The organism is Arthrobacter sp. 05T444, assembly GCF_056395905.1.
The window spans coordinates 63,095-83,702 of sequence record NZ_JBFTKK010000021.1 but is presented as its reverse complement, the minus strand read 5'-3'; the positions used below and the strand labels follow the sequence as shown (position 1 = coordinate 83,702).

The following is a 20,608-nucleotide window of genomic DNA, read 5'->3' as shown; positions in this document are numbered from 1 at the left end:
AGATCCAGGCCGGCCGCGTGTGGGTCAACAACTACCACGCCTACCCGGCCGGCGCCGCGTTCGGCGGCTACAAGTCCTCCGGCATCGGACGTGAAAACCACGCCATGATGCTGGACCACTACCAGCAGACCAAGAACCTCCTGGTCAGCCACTCCGAGAACAAACTCGGGTTCTTCTAGACCTGCTTCAGGACCAAACACAAGTTTTCACCGGCACCACGAAGGGTTACTTGAATGACGAGAATGCTGATTATTGGCCCGCCCGGCTCGGGCAAAGGAACGCAGGCGGAACGGATCTCGGAACGCCTCGGCGTTGTTGCGATCTCAACCGGCGACATCTTCCGCGCCAACGTCAAAGGGGAGACGCCCCTCGGCGTTGAGGCCAGGAAGTACATGGACAACGGGGATTTCGTTCCGGACAGCGTCACCAACGAGATGGTGCGCAGCCGTCTCAGCCAGGATGACGTCGGCCACGGCTTCCTCCTTGACGGCTACCCCCGCACGACAGCGCAGGTGGGCTACCTTGACTCGATCCTCGCCATCAGCGGGCACAAACTGGACGTCGTCCTGCAGCTGACGGCTGACGACGGGGAACTGGTCACCCGCCTGCTGGGCCGTGCCAAGGAAACCGGCCGCAGCGACGACACCGAAGCCGTGATCCGGCACCGGCTGGACCTGTACCACGGGCAGACCGAAGCGGTGGTGGCGAAGTATGTGGAGCGCGGCATCCTGACACAGGTTGACGGCCTCGGCCGGATCGACGAAGTAACCGACAGGGTCATGAGCACTATTGATAATCCTTTGAGGATTTCCGTCGTCAGTGGATCTTAGTCCCGCGTCGCCGTCGCCCGCCGGACGTGTTACGGCCCAGCGGGGCGATCTTGCGCCGGCTGCTTCTACTTGGTGACCTGCAGCCCAGTGTCCCAGTTGAAGTCGGCGAACTCGGGGTTGGCCTGCATGGTCATGAGGACGAACTGGAATCCTTCGAGTTCGCGGGCGCGCTTGAGCGGGCCGACAACCAGGGGGCGCATGCCGCCGGCGCTGACGAAGCTGCTGACAGCAGCGTTGGCGTCGGCGTTGTCTCCGGAGACGAAGACATCCAGGGGCCGGCCGCCCGATACCCCGGCGACCAGGGTGCCGGCGAAGGTGGTGTTGAAGGCCTTGACCACGTTCGAGCTTGCCGGGACGAGCTTGGCAATTTCCTCGGCCGCGGACGTGCCGGGCTCGACCACCAGGGAGTCAAAGGTTTCGAAGTTCACCGGGTTGGTGATGTCCACGATGGTCTTGCCGGCCAGGGTGTGGCCTAAGGCGGTGACCACGGATTTTGCGGCCTCGAACGGGACGGCCAGGACCACGATGCTTCCCTGCGGAGCGTCCGCGGTGGTGCCGAAGGTGACGCCGGCGCCGAGTTCGCGGGCCAGTTCCTGCGCTTTGGCGGCGTCCTGCCCGAGGATCTCTACGCTCTGGCCTCCGGCCAGGGCGCGAGTGGCGATGCCTCGGGCCATGTTGCCGTTGCCGATGATGGTGATGTTCGTCATGGTGGTCTTCTTTCCGAATATGCGGGCCAGGAGGGTTTTCATCAGATTCTGTTCTGCTGGAGGATCAATACTTGAAGCTACAACTAAATCTACATCCAGAAAGTTGAAGCGTCAAGTGCCTTTGGAGCGGAGCCACATGCCGTCGTCTTGCGGTGGCATGTGAGCTTCTGGATACAAAGCTGAAACGTTCAGTCGACGCCATGAAACAAGCTCTGGCTACGCTAATTCCTACTTGTAAAACGTGATCCGCGTGACGCATCGAAAGGAATAACAATGCTTCGGAGTAGCTTGAGCCTGTTTCTCAGTTCCCGCCAGAAAGATGGAAGCCGTCAATCCGGCGAAACCAGTGCTGTCGCTGAGTTCCCCCAGGGTCAGCTGACGTCCACCGCTTGGGAAGGCTGGTGGCACAACCCGGCACAAGCCTGACGAGGCCGTTAGGGCCATCCGCGCCTGGTCTGAGCCCGGCGGCTTACCCTTCCATCCCGGTTATTATTTGGATATTTTCAGCGGCCCAGTAGGCTGACCGAAAACAGCCAGAGTCAAGGAAGGTGGAAATGACCAGATTAAGCAGAGGTGTGGACGGTGTCCAGGTCCGGGAGGCCTTGAGCCGCGCGGAGCGGAAACTCCGATCCACCCGCCAGGCCTCCAGGACCGCATGGCTGATCGCCGGTATCGTGGCCGCCGCCGTCACCGGATCGGTGATCGTGTGGCAGGTCCTGGACCGCAGCGGGGAACCTGAGGCGACTCCGGATCGAAAAGCCCCGACAGAGCACATGTGACCAGACGCAAGAGAACGACGGCGGGAGGTTCCCGCCGTCGTTCTCTTGTGATGAGGCCCCTCGCTGGTGCCTAGAGGGCGGATCCCGTGGTGAACACCCACGTGCGGGTGACGAACGGGTTGCCCGCGAGGTCGCGGACGGCTCCTGTGCCGCCGGTTATCGTGACCCGGTACTGCGTGTTGGCCAGGAGGGTGGCGCCTGGGTTGATGGTCAGGGTTTGGTTCGCGGTGCTGAAGCCGAGAGCCGCCGTGACCCCTGCGCCGTTGGATACCCGGGTGACCGTCACTGTCGCCGCCGAGATGCCGGTGACGTTCTCACTGAACCGTGCCGTGATGTTGGCATTGCGGCGGGCCCCCGTGGCGTTGATGCCCGGAGTTACCGAAACCATTGTGGGTGCCGGTCCCGTAGTGAACTGCCACGACGTGAACGCGATCGTATTGCCGGCCGTGTCACGGATCGAGGACATCGATGCCGTGTAGGTACGGTCCGGCAGGAGGTTCCCGTTCGGATTCAGCGTCGCCGTCCGGGTGGCGTTGTTGTACGTCACTGCGGCGGGGATCGGGGTCGCCGAACCGTTGAGCCGCAGGACGACAGTGCCGGTGCTGACATTTGCGACTGGTTCACTGAATGTCGCTGTCACGTTTCCGGACTGGCTGACCGAGCGGGCACCTGAGGCAGGTGTCCTGGCCGTCACCGTCGGGGCCACAAACTCCGTGCGCGGCGTTGCCAGTGCGGACCGGGCGGAGGCCGGGCCGGTGCCCACGGAGTTGATCGCCGCAACATCAAAGGTGTAGCCGGTTGCATTGATCAGGGTTCCCATCACCGTGCTGGTGACGTTGGCAACCGTCGTCGTGCGCGTCGGCGTGGTGCTCGTGCCGACGTAGGTGCGTACAACGTATCCGGTGACCGCAGAGGCATTGGCGACCGGCCCTGGCGCGGACCAGTTGACAGTGACCTGGGCGTTGCCCGGAGTGACGGCCCCCATGACCGGTGCTGCGGCGACTACCGCTGCACTGGGAGTCACGGCATTGGACAGAGCGGAGAAGGCACTCGTGCCGAGGTCGTTCGTTGCCGACACCTGGAACCGGAACGCGGCTCCGTTGGTCAGCCCGGTGACAACCAGGCTCGTTGCGCCGGCCGGTGCAGTGCGAAGGGCACCGACCTGGGCGCCGGCTGCGTCCACGACCTTCACTGAGAAGCTGGTGGCAACGCCGCCAGCCCCGGGGGTGAAGTTGACCGTAGCCTGGCCCGCTCCTGCTGCTGCTGCCAGGCCGATGATCGGGGCCGCGGGGGCAACGGTGTCGGAGAAGACAAGCCGTTCGATGTTCCGCAGCGTATCCGTTCCATCGGCGCCGACGTTGTCGGTGACCGTGGTGGTTGACCCCGCCGAGCCAACGGTGCCGTCGCCGCCGGTGGTGGTAACGGTGTAGTTGGCCTGCGGTCCGGAGAAGACCGCGGAGTCGATGTTGCCTGCGGTGTCCGCCGCGGTTGGTGTGATGACCTCCCGGACGGCGACCAGGTTGCCCGGGTCGATGACACCGGCAGCGACGTCCGCTTCCAGGGTGTGGGTGTTGCCCGCCTGGTAGGTGTGCTCCATGAGGTCGGTGCTGCCGATTTCAGTGGCCGGGTCGGCCGGGTTGGTCCGCACGCTGATGCGTACCTGGACATACCGGTCACCGTCGATCACGTCGTTGGCACCGCGGCCTTCGATGCTGTCGCTGCCGAGGCCGCCGAGGAGGATGTTGCCGTCTCCCCAGACTGGTCCGTCGAGGGGGCAGGCCCCCATGGCGGATGCCGCTTCCACCGGGGCGAGCGGGGTGCTCGGAGCGGGGAGGAGGTTACCGAGGCCGGCGATGCGGTCGATGCCCGTCTGGTCGAGGACGTCGCAGCCGCTAAAGCCTGCGCCGCCCACGGCACTGGGCACTACGTCGTCGCCCTTGATGACATCGTTGAACGCCGAACCGGAGTTTGCTTCCGTTTCCTGCCAGCGGTCGCGGTTGACCACCAGCTGGAGGGGGACGCCCGCCAGGTTCTGGTTGATCTTCATGTCATCGTTGGCCCCGACGGTGTCGTACTGGTGAATCGCCCAGTCGAATCCCGCGGCGCCGGCGAACCGGTCAATAGCGGCGTTGGCGGCCATGACGTCGTCGCCGCCTTCAGCGTCGTAGTCGTTTTCGCCCACCTGGCCCACCATGATGTCATTGCCCGGTTTGGTCTGGGCAGGGTCGTCGAAGAACGGTGCGCCGTGGTCGCCCTGGAGCAGGTCCTGGCCTGAGCCGCCCTGGATCCAGTCGTCCCCGCCGTCGCCGAACACGGCGTCTGCACCGTCACCGGCCCGCACGAAGTCGTTGCCGGGTCCGGCGAACGTCTCATTGTCGTTGGCTCCGCCATTCATGAAGTCCTGGCCGTCGCCGCCCATCATGATGTCGTCGCCGATGCCGGCGTTCGTGTAGTCGTTGCCGGGACCGCCCTTGAGGACGTCGGCGCCGGACAGGTCCGTGATGCGGTCATTGCCGTCGCCGCCCAAGGCAACGTCATCACCGCCCTGGCCCTCAATGACGTCATTGCCTGCGTTGCCCCAGATCGTGTCGTTGTCGTTGCCGCCTGCTACCCGGTCCGCCGCGGCGGTGCCGTTGTAGACCGACTGGCCGTTGATGCCGGACGGATCGACGGTGTTCTTTTCCTGGTACTGGATGGTGCCGTCCGGCTTGCGCAGGAGCAGCAGGTTTTCATTGCAGTCAGGGGTGGAAGGATCGTCAGCGACAGAGGGTCCGGAAGCGAGGTAGCCCTCCGGAGTGCCGGCGAGGTTGCTCAGCTGGAACTTGCAGTCGGCCGTCGCGAAGACGTCGGCTTTCAGCGTGTTCGTGCCGTCGGTGTTGCGCATGATCATCTCGGCGAAGCTGTTTCCTTCGAGCTGGGTGCGCAGGTTCATGCCGGGCGTGCGGGCCAGGTAGTACAGCCGGTCGCCGTTCTGGAGATCGGTGAGCTGGTTCTCAAACACGTAGTTGAAGGTGCTGCCGAGCAGGCCGCCGAAGAGGTTGGTCTTCTCCGCGAGGCCGCCTACCCACAGGTCCACCTTGTTCAGGCCGGTCTCCTGGTTGGCCCACGCTCCGGTGCTGTTCATGAAGTCCATCATGTCGGCGGTGGGAGGCGTGGCGCCGGGGCCCGGGTCCACGATGGCCTTGGCAGCTGCCCGCTTGTCAGCCAGTGTTGCTGCACCGGTGATGCTCGGGTAGGTGCCGTAGGCCGCAACGAAGTTGATCAGCGACTCGGGGTGCTTGATGTTCTGGCCGAAGTCAGCCCAGCTGGTGTAGGGGGTGAGCTGGCCGTCCCCGGTGGAGTCGTGGATCTGGCGGCGCACCTCGTTGAGGGGAGGAACGCCGGCTTCCCGGGCGCGGGTCATGTTGATCGTTGCCAGGTCCAGGGGCAGGCCGAGCAGGTTATTGCGAAGCGTGTCGGTCACGAATTCGTCGAGTTCGTTGCCCGTTTGGTCGCTCATGCCCATAACGACTGCGCCTGCGGCCTGCTCCGAGGTGAGCTCGCCGGCGGTGCCGCCGTCCCTGTACGAGGGCGGGTTGAGGAAACCGTTCAGCAGCGGGATCGAGTTGTCGGTTCCGTCCGGGTTGGTTCGGGCGATGGTCTCGGTCAGCATCGAGTGGCCGAACCGGTAGACCGCGTGCGCGAACTCAGCGTGGATCGCCGGGTTGATGTCCGTGTGGTAGACGTGGAAAGGCTGGATCGCGGGCTGGACCTTGCGGGCGAATTCTTCGAACACCAGGTGCTGGTACTCCATCTCGGTGACGAAGCGGGCGGCCTGGAACAGGCGCTCGCCGTTCCAGCCGTCAGGGGTGCCCAGGGCCGATTTCCACTCGGCCAGTGCCGCGACGCCCTTGACCGAGGTGTCGTTGGTCAGGGTGTTCTTGAAGTCCTCCACCAAACGGTCATGCTCGGAGTGGAAAACCTGGTGGATGGTGCTCAGGCCGATGTTTTCGTTGACGCGGCCGTCGCCGGCGGTGAAGTGCGCGTTCAGCATCTCGTCGTCATAGGTGCCCGGAGGCTGGCTGGCGAAATCGGCCGAGGCGACGTTGTCCGGGTCAGGCACCGGAGCTACCGGCGGGGTGGATGGGTTGTGGTCAGTGTCCTGCGGGGACGGGTCCGCGTTGTGGGCGATGTCCGTCAGGAACGGAGTGTCGAAGTAGAGCACGTTCGACGGGACCAGAGTGCCCAGGTTGCCATTGTCGGCGCGGTTGGCCTCAACCAGTCCCGTTGCCGTCACGAACTGCGGAAGCCCGCGTGCGGGACCGGGGACGAACTTGCCGTACGGGTCGACTTCGATCTGGGGGACGTTCAGCACGTCCTTGTCGAGCAGCTGGATACCAAGAAGCTTCGAAGCCTGCTCCTTGGTAGTGGCCCAGGTGGCCATGCCGTTAACGGCCTTGGTGCCGGCTTCCCCGCCGAGGAGCTTGCCCGTCGAGACCGGCTTGCCGTCTGCGTTGTCCACGTATTCCCGCAGGAACACCTGGTGGGAGGGGTGGGAGGTGTAGGTCTGGGACTGGTCCACGTACGGGGAGTCCGTGTTGGTCGCATTCTGTTCATCATCGGCGGTGCCCATGACCCCATCGGGGCCCGGCTGGTTCTGCGCCCGGGTCAGCACCATGAAGCGCTGATTGGCGGGCAGGTCATCCGCGTTGCCGAAGACGTGGTCCGGTCCGGCGACCAGCGGGTCGTCGTCCCGGAGCGGCACGAAGACGTTGCCGCCGCTCTTGACGGTCTGGTCCACGCCGTGGTCAAAGAACTGGCCGAACAGGGTGAACATCGAGTTGTACGGTGGCGACAGCCCGACGTCGGTGGTGACGTTCGGGATGAAGAGCGTGTTGTGCGACGGCACGCATCCGGCGGGAACGCCGTCCACGGGCGGCGTTGCCAGGGGATCGGGGTCGGTGGTGCACGGGTGGACGCCAACATTGCCCTGGGTCCGGACGGGGAAGCCTGCTGCGGCAACGGCGGCGGGGTTAGTTGAGGTCTGGTCCACGATCAGGTTGGAGATGTCACGCGGCTTGCTGTCGAAGACGTTGCCTGTCTTCTGCTTGTAGGAGGTCGGGCCGGCCGGACCGAAACCTGGCGGAACGGGGTCTGCATCATTGAAGACCGGCGTGGTGTAGCGGGGGAACTTCTGGTCAGCGGCGCCGAAGGTCTCGCGGCTGTTGATCAGGTTGTTGCATGAACCGTCGACTGTCCGCAGGCCATAGGAGGTCAGCGCGTCTGGGATCTGGTTGGGGCCCGGCCCGACGAGGGCCCCGCAGGGGCCGGTCTCGGAGGTGGTGTTGGCCACGTGGGCTTCCGCGATCTTGATTTGCTTGAGGATGTAGGCCAGGTCTGAGGCTGTAACGGTGAAGCCCTGGCCCACCGGCGCCACCACCGCGTTTGCGTTGACCACGGGGAGGCCCACGGCAATCGGCAAAGCGAGGGCTGTGGCGGCGCTGATGAGCCGGAAGGTTCCGGACCGCGTGCCGCTGCGACTGCGCCGCTGGCTGTGGTTCGGTTGGGGGGCAGGGCCTGCGTGCTTTGCAGTTGCTGCAGGGCCGGATCTTGTGTCTGAGGTTTTCATGGCACACCTGCTGTTTCAAAGGGGATAGGACGCGCTCATCGTGAGGCGGCTCGCTCCGGAAAACCTTGAACAGGAGAGGGGACCCGAACAGGCCCCCTCGGGGGCTGACGGCGCCAAGGTATTCCTAGGTTGGCTCCGTGCTGGCTCCGTGCTGGCTCTGGAAGCGTGTTGACAGGGTGTGCGCAGGCGCGGAAAGACCCCCGCTCCTGCGAATACGCGGATCTCGGGGGCTTTCCTAGCGGCAGGATCAGACAGCCGCGCGGTTGACTGAGCCTGTAATAAAAGCTAAGAACCGTTCCTGAAGATTCGCTGGAAAAAGGGAATTAACAGCCTGTCACTATGGACAGCGGCCAATGACGGCGTCCGTCACAGCTCCGGAACGCACGCTCCAGCGCCGAGGAGAGCCAAACCGGCGCGGTCACCGTCTGCGAATCCCGTGATGTCCGAACCCTCCGGGTACATCAGCTGCTTCGGGTCGTCAACGTGGTCGAGTCCCACAACGTGGCCGAGCTCGTGCATGATGACGGCACGCACATGGGCGGAACCATCGGGCCACTGCAGCATCTCGGTGAGGTCAGGGGCGTCAAGTTCCACCTGGCCCGCGACCAGGACGTAGGGTCGGCCAGGAGTGTAGGCATAGCCGCTTCCACCCAGCCCGTCCACGTCCCCGGCCAGGTCGGGGCTTTCCTCCGGAGTGGACCATCCAATCAGGACCGGGGCCCACCTCTTGCCGTACAGATCGGGCTGGTAGGACTCGCGTTCCTCGCTGGGCGCCTCGGTGGTGCTGCCGTCGTAGACGAACCGCAGCCCGGTTGCGGCTGACACCTCCATGACGGCCTGCTGGATCAGCCGGTCTGCCCCGGGCGGCGCGTTATCCGGCCGGACCACGTAGTGGACGGGGCGGCATGGATCGTAGGCCGCGAAGGGCTGGCCGGGGTCGGGGGACTCCTGCAGCTTGTAGGCGCGAGACCCGCTGCCCGCCGGCGCCTGGCCCAGCGGAACGTCGGAGGCTTCAACGCCTGGGGGTGGCAGCGGAGCGCCGGGCAGATAGGGGAGGACGGCCGGCAGCACATAGCGTTCGAACAACGCCGGAGTGAAGTACAGGCCCGCCAGCAGGACGAGGCTGGATCCAATGGCCAGCCATCGGCGCCATGGGCGGATTCCGCCAGGCCGCTTGCCCGGGTGGTATGGATATATGTTGTGTCCGGGCATCGGGCCCGCACGCCACGGCAGGGGTTCCTCCAGATTTCCCAGGGCCTCATCGATGGCCCATTGCGGGATCCGACCGCTGGCCGACCGCCGGACCTGCACGGGCCTGCCGTCGGCCGACACGATTACACGGTCCGGGGACGGATCTTCCCACCTGCCGGGGTTCGAACGCTGCATTCGTTCCTCAGTTGAGCCCGGTGGGCCGCCGGCCGGCTTTTGAACGCGCTGGACTAGCGGAGTTATCAAGCATGTTCTTCCCCCATGGAAACGTGGTTGCGGCACCGTGTGATGAGTCACACTAGCAACCGCGTCGCAGGAAAGCCGCAGGGAAGCCGCAGGTTTTGCGTAGATCCGCGCGGTCTGTTCGGCGCCGCGAACCCAAGGGAGCAAGTATCGGCGGCATCGAAAAGTCGGGTACCGCTTACGGGTTCATCCAGATGCGGGTTCGCCGTAGTGTTATTGCATCGGGTGGCCGGGTGTGTGCACGCAGCTTGAGTTGTCTGCACCCGCTGGGCTGGGCGGCCGCCACCTACGTGCCGGAGGGACCGATCCAGTCATGAAAAATATGAGGTCCGAGCTTCCCGCCACCTCTGACTCTGCCACCGCCAGCCAGGAGGTGCCGGATACCACCGGGCAGGCGCCGCGTGCCGACGGCGCTGCCGCTAAAGGCGCGCAGGCAGCCGGCGACCCCCCGGGCGGCGTTACCGTCCCCGCGCGCGAGGCAATCGGAAACTGGCCTGATCCCATGTAGGGGGATCTCAGCCCCCATCAAACGTTTGGACGACGACGGCGGGAGGTCCCGCCGTCGTCTGCCCCGTGGGTGCCGCACGGCAACGCGGCCTTTGGTCAGATGGTGCGCGGTGCGCGTGCCAGGTTCGCGGTGAGCTCGGCGGCGGTCTGACGCGCGACGTAGGCCGGGCGGTCCCGTTCCACTCGCCAGCTCTCGGACAGCGGGCCGACGTTCACGGTATCGAAGCCGAATTCGTCGTAGAGCTTTGTCACCAGCTCGCTGGCCTCCGGGAAGTCGCTGGCGGTGGCAAGCGCGCGGCGGTTGGCGGTGCCGGCCGGCGTCCCGTCGGTGGTGATGTCCTTGGCCAGGATGTGGTTGAATCCCTTGGCTACCTTTGACTGGGAGAGGTGCTCCTGAACCAGCCCCGAGGTGGTGGCTTCGCCGTTGTCCAGGGCCGGCATGCGGCCGTCGCGCTCCCAATAGTAGTTGTTCGTGTCGATCACGATCTTGCCCGCAAGTGGCTCCACGGGGATGTCCCGGAGGCTCTTCAGCGGCACTGTGACGACGGCGACATCTCCAGCCGCCGCCGCTTCGGCGGGCGTAGCGGCCCGCGCGCGGGGACCCAGCTCAGCCACCAGGTCCGCCAGGGTTTCCGGTCCGCGGGAGTTGCTGATCACCACGTCGTAGCCGACCTGCACCGCCTTGCGGGCAACCTGGCTTCCAATGTGTCCTGCTCCGATGATTCCTATTGTTGTCATGTCCGGGCCAACACCGGTTCGCGCGCAGATATTTCACCGTTACGCAAGTGCCGCGCCACGCAAGAGGACGACGGCGGATGCCTCCCGCCGTCGTCTCCTGGCCGTCCGCTCCTGCCAGTGCCATTGAAAGGCACGAAGCACGCCGGAATACTGGAAGGCAGGGCTACAACTCGCGGACGAGAACGGTGGTGAACGATGAGCGGCGGGGCAGCCGGCGAGTTCAAGCGCAGGATGGAGCGGCTGTCTGAGATGCGCGCCGTTCGGGGTGCCGGCATCACGGCCGAGGAGGAAGCGGCGCTTGACGCCGCGGAGGAGCAAGAGCGACAGAAACGCAAGAAGGTCTCTGACGCCGCCAGGGTTGAATACCTGATCCGGGACGCCATGGCCCAGGGCAAGTTCGACAACCTGAAATACGCCGGCAAGCCGATCCCCGGCCTGGGGGAGGGATACGACCCCGACTGGTGGGTCAAGGGCCTGATCCAGCGCGAGAACATCACCGGCATGGGACCGAAGGCCATCCTCCTCCGGACCGAGGACGCAGAGCTGGACGCCCGGCTGGATTCCCAGTACTCGGAGAAGCAGGTGCGGGACATCGTGGAGGACTTCAACGCCCGCGTCATCGATGCCCGGCGCCAGCTCCAGGGCGGCCCGCCCGTGATCACCAGGACCCGCGACGCCGACGCCGAGGTGCAGCGCTGGCAGGAGCGGCGGTCCGCCGTCGCCGCTGCCGATGCCGACCTGTCCGAGCCGGAACCCCGGCGGCCATGGTGGCGGCGTCTCTGGAGTGGCTCCGGCTAAGCCCGGCCGGTGGTCAGCCAGTCCTGCTCGAAGTCAGGATGGTCGGCGTAGGGGAGAGCCAGGGCGTTCAGGGACAGAGTGGTCCATTCAAGGGCCTCCGGAATCCACTGGGAGCCATCCCCGTACGGGTTGCTGACCAGCGTTGCCAAGGCCGTCTGCCGGGCGGCCTCGATGATGCCGATAATTCTTCGCTTTGCCGCACACTCCAGCAGCAGGCGGTTTTCGTACCACTGGCCCGATTTGGAAAGGGTCCTGTCACTGAGAAGTTTCCGGGCCGCGGCCTCATCCTCGGTGATGCGCTCGGACAGGAATTCGACAATGTCCACAAACCGAGCGTACGCCCCGCCGCAATGGCGGGACACGGGGCTATGATCCGCTGCCGAAGTCCGATGCAGACAGCGGGAGGTAGTAGGCGGAGTGGTAGCGGCTGTCGTCGCCGGTCACCACCCAGGCCGATCCCTTGCGGACGCGGAAGCGTTTACTCAGCACCGTGCGGTCGTTGCGGATGAGGTGCTCCACAACGCCCGCCATCACGCCCTCATGCGTGCACAGCACGGTTCCCGTCCCGCGGGCCTCTGCCACCAGGTCGAGGGTCGCTGCGATGCTGCCCCCGGTCAGGTGGTCTGAGCGCTCCACTTCGAGGGACTCCTGCCGGGCAAGCTCGGCGACGGTTTCGACACACCGGGCAGAAGGGGCGGACACAACCCGATCTATTTTGAACATCGACCCCAAAGCAGCCAGTGTTCGGGCGGCGTATTCACCATTCTCAGCCAGCATCCGGCCGTCATCTGAACTGCCCTCTTCGTTTCGTTTGGTGACTTGCGCGCCGCGGACGAGGAGCAGCATTTTCTCCAGGTCGGGCACCGGGCGCACGCCCAGCTGCATCTGGAGCTGGGTGCCCAGGGAGATGATGGCAGGACGGTCCCGAGGCTCCGTTAAGGTGCGCAGGGCTGCCGGAAGAGACAGCCACCGGACCGCGTCTACCTCGTCGTTGGCAGTAAAGCTGCCTGACTCCATCGCCGCTGCCCAGTAACGGATGGTTTTGATCCTGTTCTTGCTGTCTTCATACCGGATGCTGGGCAGTTCCGCGCCAAGACGGCACTCAAAGCCGGTTTCCTCCAGCACTTCCCGTGCCGCACATTCCCTGCCGGATTCTCCCGGCTCGGCTTTGCCCTTGGGGATGGACCAGTCGTCATGGGCAGGCCGGTGGATCAGGAGGACTTCGAGGGCGCCCTTGCGACCGATCCGCCAGGGCAATGCACCGTAGGTGGGGGGCTTGAGCGTGCTCATGCGCTGGCCTCCGTTTGTACCAGGGCCAGGGCCGGGGTTTCCCGTGAATGCTGAAGTTCATCCAGCCGGCTGTAGAGACCGCCGGATGCCACAAGATCCCCGTGGCGGCCGCTTTCCACAATCCGGCCGTGGTCGAGGACGTAAATGTGGTCGGCTCGCTTAAGCGTGGACAGCCTGTGGGCAATGACGATCACTGTGCGTCCGGCCATGAGCCGGTCGAGCCCACGCATGACGTACTGCTCGGAAATCGCATCCAGGCCCGACGTCGGTTCATCGAGGATGACGATGGGGGTGTTCCGCACGAGGGCGCGGGCGATCGCGATGCGCTGACGCTGTCCGCCGGAGAGCGAAACGCCGCGCTCGGCCACCGGCGTGTCGTATCCCTGCGGGAGGTTCCGGACGAACTCGTCCACATGGGCCGCCTCGGCCGCCGCAAACACCTGCTCGCGGGTGACTCCCTCGGATCCGTAGGCGATGTTGTCGTAGATCGTCCCGCGAAACAGGATGGATTCCTGCAGCACCATGGAAATCTGCCTGCGGACGGTGGCGAGCTGCAGGTCCCGCACGTCCAGCCCGTCGAGAAGCACAGACCCCTGTGTGGCGTCGTAGAGACGGGGAATCAGGCTGACCAGCGACGATTTTCCGGCACCCGTGGGGCCCGTGATGGCCACCAGGCTGCCCGGCTCGGCCGTGAGGTCAATACTGTGCAGGACATCGTGCTGCCCCTGATAGCCGAAGCTGACCCCACGCAGCTCCACGCCGCCGCTCAGCCGCGGGGCAGGGCGGGCGTCCGGCTTGTCGAAGACGGCCGGCGCCGTGTCAAGGATTTCCTGGATGCGCTCGGCACTGGCCTGGCCGCGGCTGATCACGGTTGTCAGTTTCGCCAGGGACTTCATCGGCGAATACAGTGCCTTGAGGTATGCGATGAACACCAGCAACAGGCCGAGTGTCATGGTTCCATCCAGCACCCGCTGGGCGCCGATCCAGAGCACCAGTACTGTTCCCAACGTCGCGATGACATCGACCAGCGGCGAGAACAATGACTGAAGCCGTATGACCCTCAGTCCTGCGTTCATCCGTCCGTCATTCCGTGACCGGAAGTCCTCCTCATGGCGTGCTTCGCTGGTGTAGGTCTGCATTACCCGCACGGACGCGAACGTCTCCGACATCGCCGCCGCTATGTCGCTGTCCTTGCTGCGTGCCTCCCGGGAGGCCTTCTTGATGCGGCGCCGGTAGAAGAGCACCGTCACGAACAGCAACGGTGCCACTGCCATCCCGATCAACGCGAACGCCGGGTCGACGAGTACGCAGATGGTGGTGACAAACCCCAGAATGAACACGTTGGGAAGCAGCACGGAAAGCATGGACACCATGAGCGAGCGGACGTAATCAACGTCCGTGGTGGTTCGTGTGACCAGGTCCCCCAGCCGTTGCTTGTCGTGGAATGACAGGGACAACCGCTGCAGGTGGGTAAAGACGTCGGCGCGGATGGCCGCCATGGTCTTTTCGCCGACGCCGTTGAGGATCCGGGTCCCCAGATAATCCGCCGCGGCATTCATCACTGTCATGGTGAGAAGCGCCGATGCGGCGAGAAGGAGCAACTGGAGCGGGCCGAGCCCGGCGAGCCCCAGGTACGCCGCCGTCGGATCCGGCTTGGAATTGCCCCGGGGCTGCAACACGTCGTCAACGATGATCTTCATTGGCCAGGGCAACGCCACTTCCATTGCGGCGACGAAAATAACCAGCAGTGCGCCGCCGCCCATTGCCCAGGCGTGGGGCGTGATAGCCCGCCGAAAACGCCAAAACGTGAGAAACATGTGTCCCCCTAAAGTAGACCTGCGGCATCCAAGGAGAGCCGTGCCGCCTAGCTGCAGAGCGGAAGCCGGAGCATTTTCACCCGGCCTTGCCGCAAGCCGGCCCGTATGTGGGCCGGCACCGCTCCATCCCGAGTGGAGCTTCTTTGGTGCGCTCCAATATCCACGAGGGAGCTTGGGGAAAACGCTGTCAGAGCTTGGGGAAATCCTGTTTGGGTCTGAAGGGTCCCCCAAATTAGGCAGTATCGGCTAATTGGGGGCTTACAAGCGGACCTGCAAGGACTAGCGTTTCTTTCGTAGGACACTGCCTCCCGTTCCTCACGACCAAAGGAGCTTCCATGGGTGACGTGTGGATCCGCACGATCAGCCAGAGCCTGGTTCGTGCCGATAAGGTCACGGAAATTGCCTCGACCCGCGGATCCGTCCATGAGGAACAGGGATATTCGCTGAAGGTCATCGTGGAAGGCAAAGCACACTTCCTGATCGACAACAGCGACCTCCTGGGCAGCCTGGCCGAACGGCTGGAGCACGCACGCCACATGGAGGACGCACTGTTGCTTGCCATGGATGCCGCGCGGGACGCGGAGGCGTCTGTGGTGGTCTGCTACGAACAGGACGGCGAACGCTGGGTCCTCTCGACGGCTTCGGAACTTGCCGGCGGACTGACCTCAGAGGGCCTCGGATTCGGCAGATGACCGGGCCGAACGGACTGCACAGACACCTGAGAATGGCCCGGCCCTAGGTGGCGGGAGCCGTGTTGGGTACGGTGGGCTTCATGGCCCACACCATCGGATCCGGGAAGCCGGTTCAGGGCGCATGACCGTGATCATCGCCTTCGTGGCGAATCTTCTCGTTGCCGTCGCCAAGACCATTGCCGCGCTCCTGACCGGCTCAGCGTCAATGATCGCCGAGTCCGCCCACTCGTGGGCGGACACCGGAAACCAGGTTTTCCTGCTGCTCGCCGAGAAAAAGTCGAAGAAAAAGCGCGACAAGGCCCACCCGATGGGCTACGGCCGGGAGGCCTATGTCTGGTCCATGTTCGCGGCTTTCGGCCTGTTCACGGCCGGGGCGGTGGTGTCGATCATGCACGGCGTGCAGCAGATTTTCGCGCCAGAGCCGGCCGGTGACTTTGGCATCGCCTACGCCGTCCTTGCGGCCGCGTTCGTGCTGGAGGGTGTGTCCTTCATCCAGGCGTTCCGGCAGGCGCGGAAGGCCGCAAGGGATCTCGACCGGAACACTCTGGAGCAGGTGCTCAAGAGCTCCGATCCCACCCTGCGTGCCGTCTTCGCGGAGGATTCGGCAGCGCTCATTGGCCTGGTCATTGCGTTCGGCGGGATCTTCCTCCACCAGGTCACTGGATCGCCGCTTCCGGACGCCGCAGGATCCATCCTCGTGGGACTCCTCCTCGGTGTCGTTGCCGTGGTCCTGATCGACAGGAACCGCCGTTTCCTCGTGGGACAGGGCGTGAGCCCCGACATCGAGGAGTCCATGGGGCGCCGGATCCTGGAACACGCGGAGATCGAGCGGATCACGTACCTGCATGTCGAATTCGTGGGGCCGCGCAAGCTATACGTGGTGGCGGCCGTGGACATGACGGGTGACCGTCCCGAGCGCGAAGTGGCCGTGGCGCTGCGCCGGATAGAGCGCGACCTTGAGGACCACGACACGGTGGAGGAGGCCGTGCTGACCCTCGCCACACTGGATGAGCCCAGCCTGACTTTCGGCGCCGGTTCTTCCCGCTAGGGAACGGACGACGGCGGGACCGCCCGCCGTCGTTCTCTTGCGTAGAACGCGGATGCCATACCCTCTAGTGACCTGCGATGCCCTCGGCCTCGTGGGGCCCCACGAATTCGCAGGAACCATGATGGCGCTCCGGCAGGATGCAGGTCCGGCCGGTGGCCATATGGACGTTGCCGCACCGTCCCGAACGGGCCACGTCCTCGCGGACGTGGACGCTTCTCAGGTCGGGGCGCTCGCGGCTTTGGTCGAGCGGACGGACGTATTGGGAATTGCGGTGCTCATGACTGTTCATGCCTGCGTGACTCCTCGTTGAGTAGCTGCCCCCAGTAGCGAAAGGCCAGTCGTGTGGACTCTCTGTCGCGTGGACTCTATGTATCAAGTCTCACGCCGCTATGTTAACGCCGGATTACGGGAGTGTTAGTACCTGTTTTTTAAGAAGCCCACGCCCAGCGGGCCGTCCGGCGCTCCGGAAAGGAGTATGAGTACCTGTTTCAGGGGTCACCCCAGGAGGTCGTCCACATAGCACCAGCGCCAGCCCTCGCCAGGTTCGATGCTGCGCATGGCCGGGTGGCCCGTCTCCTCAAAGTGCCTGGAGGCATGGGTGCCGGGCGAGGAATCGCAGCAGCCCACGTTCCCGCACTCCAGGCACATCCGCAGGTGCACGGTTGGGGTGCCTTCGCGGACGCACGCCTCGCAGTAAGGGTTCCGCGGGACTGCGGGGTCGGGCGCCGATTCCAGGTGATCGCAGCCGCCGCCGGGCCGGGCAGTGCGCGCTGAGCCGGTGACGTCCTGCTCGTCGAGGGTGGCGTCGAGCATGGACTCTTCAACGTCCAGCCGTTCCAGGACTTCGCTGAGGACCTCGTGGGCGTACTCGCCGCCTCGCCGCAGGTCCAGCACTTTGGCACGTTCCGCCTCCAGCATGGCTAGCCGCAGCTGGGCGTACCGCTGGCTGGGGGTGGCCGTTTCCGACGTAGGCCGGCCCAGCCGTTCCCACGCCGCCAGCCCCCGCTCCTGCGTCCGCCGCTTGAGCATCGCCACCACCTCAGGCGGATCCTCCTCCGTCCGCAGTTCGTGCAGCTTCTCCACGCCCGCGGCCGTGGCCTGCTGCATCAGCGAGGCTTGGCTGAGGGCATCCTCTCGCTGGTCCGGGCCCTGGACCCGGAGGAACCTGACCAGGGCGGGCAGGCTGAATCCCTGCGCGGCCAGGGTACCGGCCACCACCACGAGGGCAGCCAAGATCAGCACGGAGCGGTGTTCCAGGGCCTCCGGCAGCGTGAGGACCGCCGCGAGCGTCACCACGCCGCGCATCCCGGCCCAGGAAATGATGGCGGGGAACTGCCACGGCGGTGCAGGATCCGTGCGGGCCACCGCGGGAATGAGCCGGGGCAGATAGGTTGCGGGAAACACCCACACCGGCCGGAGCACCAGCACAGCCAGCAGGATTACCGCGCAGCCTGCCCAGATGCGGGCAGAGCCCAAGGAATCGTCCTGGACGCCGTCGATGATGGTCCGGACCTGCAGGCCGATGAGGAGGAACACAGAGTTCTCCAGCAGGAACTGCACAGTGTCCCAGTTGCTCCGCTGGCTCACCCGGGCTGCGCCGTTCGGCATGGAAGGCGCCTTGGTGCCCATAATCAGGCCGGTGACCACGACCGCCAGCACACCGGAGGCGTGGATCGCCTCCGCCGGAAGGTAGGCAACGAAAGGTGCCATCAACGACGTCGAGGTGTTGATGGCGACGTTGCGGATCCGCAGCCGGAGCTGGGTGAGCACATAGGCCGCCGCGAGGCCCACCACCAGTCCTCCGCCTGCCGCCAGGATGAAGTCTCCGGCGATTTCCGCCGCGGACACAGTTCCGGAGAGTGCCGCGACGGCGGCGCGGAGGCACACCAGCGCGGTGGCATCATTAACCAGCGATTCGCCTTCCAGGATGCTGACGATCCTGCGCGGCATCCCCACTTTGCGGGCGATGGCGGTGGCCGCCACGGCGTCCGGCGGCGCCACCACGGCGCCCAGGGCGATGGCGGCAGCCAGCGGGATCTCGGGAAACAGCCAATGGACAACCAATCCCACGGCGATGGTGCCGAAGATGACGTACCCCACGGACAGCAGCGCGATGGCGCGGCGGTTGGAGCCGAAGTCAAAGAGGGATGTCCGCAGGGCGGCCGCATAGAGCAGCGGCGGGAGTAGCCCCACCAGGACCAGCTCCGGGTTCAGCTCGATTCTCGGAACGAAGGGCAGGAAAGAACCAACCACTCCGGCCAGGACCAGCAGCAACGGAACAGAAACGTTGATTTTCCTGCCCAGCGCACTGCCGGCGCACACCACCGCCACCAGCACGAGCAGTCCCAGAGCGACGTCCATGCGGCTATTCTCTCAGCTCAGGTTTTGGCACGGGTGCCAGTTCCCGCTGCCGTTTCGCCCCGGGGGAACGGCCCGACGGCGGCGGTCCGCTTTGTTGGCAATGCCCCCTAAGTTTTCTTGAGGGGCGCGTCCGCGATGTCCGCGCCTTCGGCGGGGTCCTGCGAGTGCATGCGGATGTCAGTAGGGTCGGCCGTTTCATCCCCTTCGGCAGGGGCCTCGCTGTGGATGCGCTGCATCCCTTCCAGGTTCTCAGTCATGACTGCCGCTCCTCTGCTGGCGTTGTGTGCTGTAGGTCATCACCTAATGTTCATCTAGCTCCTGCATTCGCGGACTGTCAAGAACCTTCCCTCCGCTCTGGCCGCGGATATTCTTCTGTGCTGAACTGTGTGTTGAGTCGTGCCCGCACCATCCACTCACCGCCCACAGCAGCGCCCGAAGCAATGTCCAAAGCACCGTCGGCCAGCCGGTTCCTGCCGGCTGTTGGGAAGGATCATCACCATGGCAACGTACAAGATCGGCTACTTCGTCGGAAGCCTTGCAAGCGGTTCGATCAACCGCACGCTGTCCAAGGCGCTCATCAGTCTCGCCCCGGAGGAGCTTGAGTTCACGGAGATTCCCATCAGGGACCTGCCGCTCTACAGCTACGACTACGACGCCGACTTCCCGCCGGAAGCGCGGGCGCTGAAGGAAGCCATTGACGGATCGGACGGCATCCTCTTCGTGTCCCCTGAATACAACCGTTCCATTCCGGGAGCACTCAAGAACGCCATCGACTGGGGCTCACGCCCTTGGGGGACCAACTCCTTCGCGCGGAAGCCCACCGGGATCATCGGCGCCTCACCCGGCAGCATCGGCACCGCGGTGATGCAGTCCTCCATGCGCGCCGTGCTGAGCTTCCTCGACGCTCCCCAGCTCAACGCCCCCGAGGCCTATGTGAAGTTCAATCCCGAGGTCTTCGGAGCCGACGGGGAGGTCAAGGACGAGTCCACCGTCGCGTTCCTCCGGCACTACATGGAGGAGTACTGCGCGTTCGTCCAGCGGGTCCTAGCGGCCAATGCGCCCGGGCACATCGGCGACCTGGAGCCCGACGCCGAAAAACTGTCACGCTGAGGCGGTGGTGCGCCTGCCTGCAGTCCGGCCGTCGTAATCCAGGCCGATCTGGCGGGCAGCCTCCTGCAGGAGGGGCACAACTGTCTGTTCGATGGTGTCCGGGGGCGCGCGGTGGGTTTGCAAAGAGACATTCACCGCTGCAACAACGCCGCTCCCGCACCAGACGGGCACGGCGACGCCACGCAGGCCTTCTTCCAGTTCCTGCGAAACCATGGACCACCCTTTCGCCCTGGCCAGGTCTACTTCGGACCGTAACTGGTCGAGGCTTCCGATCGACCGCTCGGTGAAGCGCTGCAGCTGAACCGAGTCGAAGTAGGCATTCAGCTCCGGGTCCGACAGTGCCGCCAGAAGCACGCGCCCCATGCTGGTGGCCCAGGCGGGAAATCTGGTTCCCACGCTAATAGAGACATTGAGAAGCCTGGGTGACGCTATGCAGGCGACATAGACCACCTCCGTGCCGTCAAGAATGCACAAAGAGGTAGTTTCATTGAGTTCTGCGGCCAGGGACCGCAGGTGCCGCTCGGCAATGTCCGGGATAGACAGGTTCGCAAGAAATGAGGAGCCGACCTCCAGTGAGCGGGCCGTCAAGGTGAAGTGGGGGCCGTCGGCACGCAGGTAGCCGAGATCGGTCAAGGTCAGCAGGAAACGCCTGGCCGAGGCGCGGGTCATGTCCGCCTTCGCGGCGATCTGAGTCACGGTCAGGCGTGGCGTATCCGGGGCGAAGGCCCGCAGCACGTCAAAGGCCTTCTCGACCGACTTCACGAAGTACGTCGGATGCTCCTCCATGAACTCCTGCAATCCCTAGAAAACACACGGGCACCCTGCGGGTGCTGAAGCAAACAGGGTTGCACCGAGCATATCGGAGTCATTG

19 protein-coding genes are annotated in these 20,608 nt (G+C 65.0%); 8 read left to right on the top strand and 11 right to left on the bottom strand.

What is annotated here, in order from left to right; genetic code table 11:
• Both AC1DD3_RS17910 and AC1DD3_RS17905 read left to right on the top strand, forming a co-directional pair.
• Positions 1-179: aldehyde dehydrogenase family protein (locus AC1DD3_RS17910; protein WP_476882195.1), on the top strand; the 179-nt coding region annotated here is incomplete at its 5' end.
• Positions 180-242: 63 nt separating this feature from the next.
• The gene (locus AC1DD3_RS17905; protein ID WP_230118614.1) at positions 243-830 is read left to right on the top strand and encodes an adenylate kinase; all 588 of its coding nucleotides are present in this window, start codon (positions 243-245) and stop codon (positions 828-830) included.
• Positions 831-895: 65 nt separating this feature from the next.
• Here AC1DD3_RS17905 and AC1DD3_RS17900 read toward each other — a convergent pair whose 3' ends face one another.
• Complete coding sequence (locus AC1DD3_RS17900) at positions 896-1,579, bottom strand: NADPH-dependent F420 reductase (RefSeq protein WP_290369750.1); 684 nt, start codon at positions 1,577-1,579, stop codon at positions 896-898.
• A 512-nt stretch (positions 1,580-2,091) separates the two neighbouring features.
• On the opposite strand from AC1DD3_RS17900, the gene AC1DD3_RS17895 reads away from it, so the two are divergent.
• Complete coding sequence (locus AC1DD3_RS17895; RefSeq protein ID WP_230118555.1) at positions 2,092-2,316, top strand: hypothetical protein; 225 nt, start codon at positions 2,092-2,094, stop codon at positions 2,314-2,316.
• A 70-nt stretch (positions 2,317-2,386) separates the two neighbouring features.
• On the opposite strand, the gene AC1DD3_RS17890 is transcribed toward AC1DD3_RS17895, so the two are convergent.
• Positions 2,387-7,924 (bottom strand): peroxidase family protein, encoded by a 5,538-nt coding sequence (locus AC1DD3_RS17890; RefSeq protein WP_476882192.1) that lies wholly within the window; start codon positions 7,922-7,924, stop codon positions 2,387-2,389.
• Positions 7,925-8,290: 366 nt separating this feature from the next.
• Positions 8,291-9,310 carry a matrixin family metalloprotease gene (locus AC1DD3_RS17885; RefSeq protein ID WP_476876313.1) on the bottom strand — a complete coding sequence of 340 codons (1,020 nt, stop codon included), beginning with the start codon at positions 9,308-9,310 and terminating at the stop codon, positions 8,291-8,293.
• Between the two features lie 379 nt (positions 9,311-9,689).
• Between AC1DD3_RS17885 and AC1DD3_RS17880 the strand changes: the two genes are divergently transcribed.
• Positions 9,690-9,884: a hypothetical protein gene (locus tag AC1DD3_RS17880; protein WP_230118561.1), complete on the top strand. Its 195-nt coding sequence runs from the start codon at positions 9,690-9,692 to the stop codon at positions 9,882-9,884.
• A gap of 95 nt (positions 9,885-9,979) precedes the next feature.
• On the opposite strand, the gene AC1DD3_RS17875 is transcribed toward AC1DD3_RS17880, so the two are convergent.
• The gene (locus AC1DD3_RS17875; protein ID WP_476882191.1) at positions 9,980-10,621 is read right to left on the bottom strand and encodes an NADPH-dependent F420 reductase; all 642 of its coding nucleotides are present in this window, start codon (positions 10,619-10,621) and stop codon (positions 9,980-9,982) included.
• Between the two features lie 195 nt (positions 10,622-10,816).
• On the opposite strand from AC1DD3_RS17875, the gene AC1DD3_RS17870 reads away from it, so the two are divergent.
• Positions 10,817-11,419 (top strand): DnaJ family domain-containing protein, encoded by a 603-nt coding sequence (locus AC1DD3_RS17870; RefSeq protein WP_476876311.1) that lies wholly within the window; start codon positions 10,817-10,819, stop codon positions 11,417-11,419.
• Here AC1DD3_RS17870 and AC1DD3_RS17865 read toward each other — a convergent pair.
• Genes AC1DD3_RS17865 through AC1DD3_RS17855 form a run of 3 tightly spaced genes read right to left on the bottom strand, consistent with a single transcriptional unit; the run spans position 11,416 to position 14,526 of the window.
• Positions 11,416-11,745 (bottom strand): DUF6221 family protein, encoded by a 330-nt coding sequence (locus tag AC1DD3_RS17865; protein ID WP_230118567.1) that lies wholly within the window; start codon positions 11,743-11,745, stop codon positions 11,416-11,418. The genes AC1DD3_RS17870 and AC1DD3_RS17865 overlap by 4 nt on opposite strands.
• Before the next feature lie 40 nt (positions 11,746-11,785).
• Positions 11,786-12,709, bottom strand: a complete 924-nt coding sequence (locus tag AC1DD3_RS17860) for an NUDIX hydrolase (RefSeq protein WP_230118568.1) — start codon at positions 12,707-12,709, stop codon at positions 11,786-11,788.
• Entirely contained in the window at positions 12,706-14,526 is a 1,821-nt protein-coding gene (locus AC1DD3_RS17855; protein ID WP_230118570.1) for an ABC transporter ATP-binding protein, read from the bottom strand. Before AC1DD3_RS17855 ends, AC1DD3_RS17860 begins: the two co-directional genes overlap by 4 nt.
• A 335-nt stretch (positions 14,527-14,861) precedes the next feature.
• Here AC1DD3_RS17855 and AC1DD3_RS17850 point away from each other — a divergent pair, with 335 nt between their 5' ends.
• Together AC1DD3_RS17850 and AC1DD3_RS17845 are read left to right on the top strand one after the other, a co-directional pair.
• Positions 14,862-15,218, top strand: coding sequence for a hypothetical protein (locus tag AC1DD3_RS17850; RefSeq protein WP_230118571.1), 357 nt, complete (start codon positions 14,862-14,864; stop codon positions 15,216-15,218).
• 121 nt (positions 15,219-15,339) lie between these two features.
• Positions 15,340-16,266, top strand: a complete 927-nt coding sequence (locus tag AC1DD3_RS17845) for a cation diffusion facilitator family transporter (RefSeq protein ID WP_476882190.1) — start codon at positions 15,340-15,342, stop codon at positions 16,264-16,266.
• A 64-nt stretch (positions 16,267-16,330) separates the two neighbouring features.
• Here the strand turns inward: AC1DD3_RS17845 and AC1DD3_RS17840 are convergent, their stop codons facing one another.
• The 3 genes from AC1DD3_RS17840 to AC1DD3_RS17830 all read right to left on the bottom strand — a co-directional run bounded on the left by AC1DD3_RS17840 (position 16,331) and on the right by AC1DD3_RS17830 (position 18,884).
• Positions 16,331-16,555, bottom strand: a complete 225-nt coding sequence (locus AC1DD3_RS17840; protein ID WP_230118575.1) for a hypothetical protein — start codon at positions 16,553-16,555, stop codon at positions 16,331-16,333.
• 206 nt (positions 16,556-16,761) lie between these two features.
• Positions 16,762-18,627, bottom strand: a complete 1,866-nt coding sequence (locus AC1DD3_RS17835; protein ID WP_476876310.1) for a Na+/H+ antiporter — start codon at positions 18,625-18,627, stop codon at positions 16,762-16,764.
• Between the two features lie 107 nt (positions 18,628-18,734).
• Positions 18,735-18,884 (bottom strand): hypothetical protein, encoded by a 150-nt coding sequence (locus AC1DD3_RS17830; protein ID WP_230118577.1) that lies wholly within the window; start codon positions 18,882-18,884, stop codon positions 18,735-18,737.
• A 241-nt stretch (positions 18,885-19,125) separates the two neighbouring features.
• On the opposite strand from AC1DD3_RS17830, the gene AC1DD3_RS17825 reads away from it, so the two are divergent.
• Positions 19,126-19,737, top strand: coding sequence for an NADPH-dependent FMN reductase (locus tag AC1DD3_RS17825; protein WP_476882189.1), 612 nt, complete (start codon positions 19,126-19,128; stop codon positions 19,735-19,737).
• On the opposite strand, the gene AC1DD3_RS17820 is transcribed toward AC1DD3_RS17825, so the two are convergent.
• On the bottom strand, positions 19,729-20,523 hold the full coding sequence (locus AC1DD3_RS17820) for an IclR family transcriptional regulator domain-containing protein (RefSeq protein ID WP_230118579.1): 795 nt from the start codon (positions 20,521-20,523) through the stop codon (positions 19,729-19,731). The genes AC1DD3_RS17825 and AC1DD3_RS17820 overlap by 9 nt on opposite strands.
• Positions 20,524-20,608: the final 85 nt, after the last annotated feature.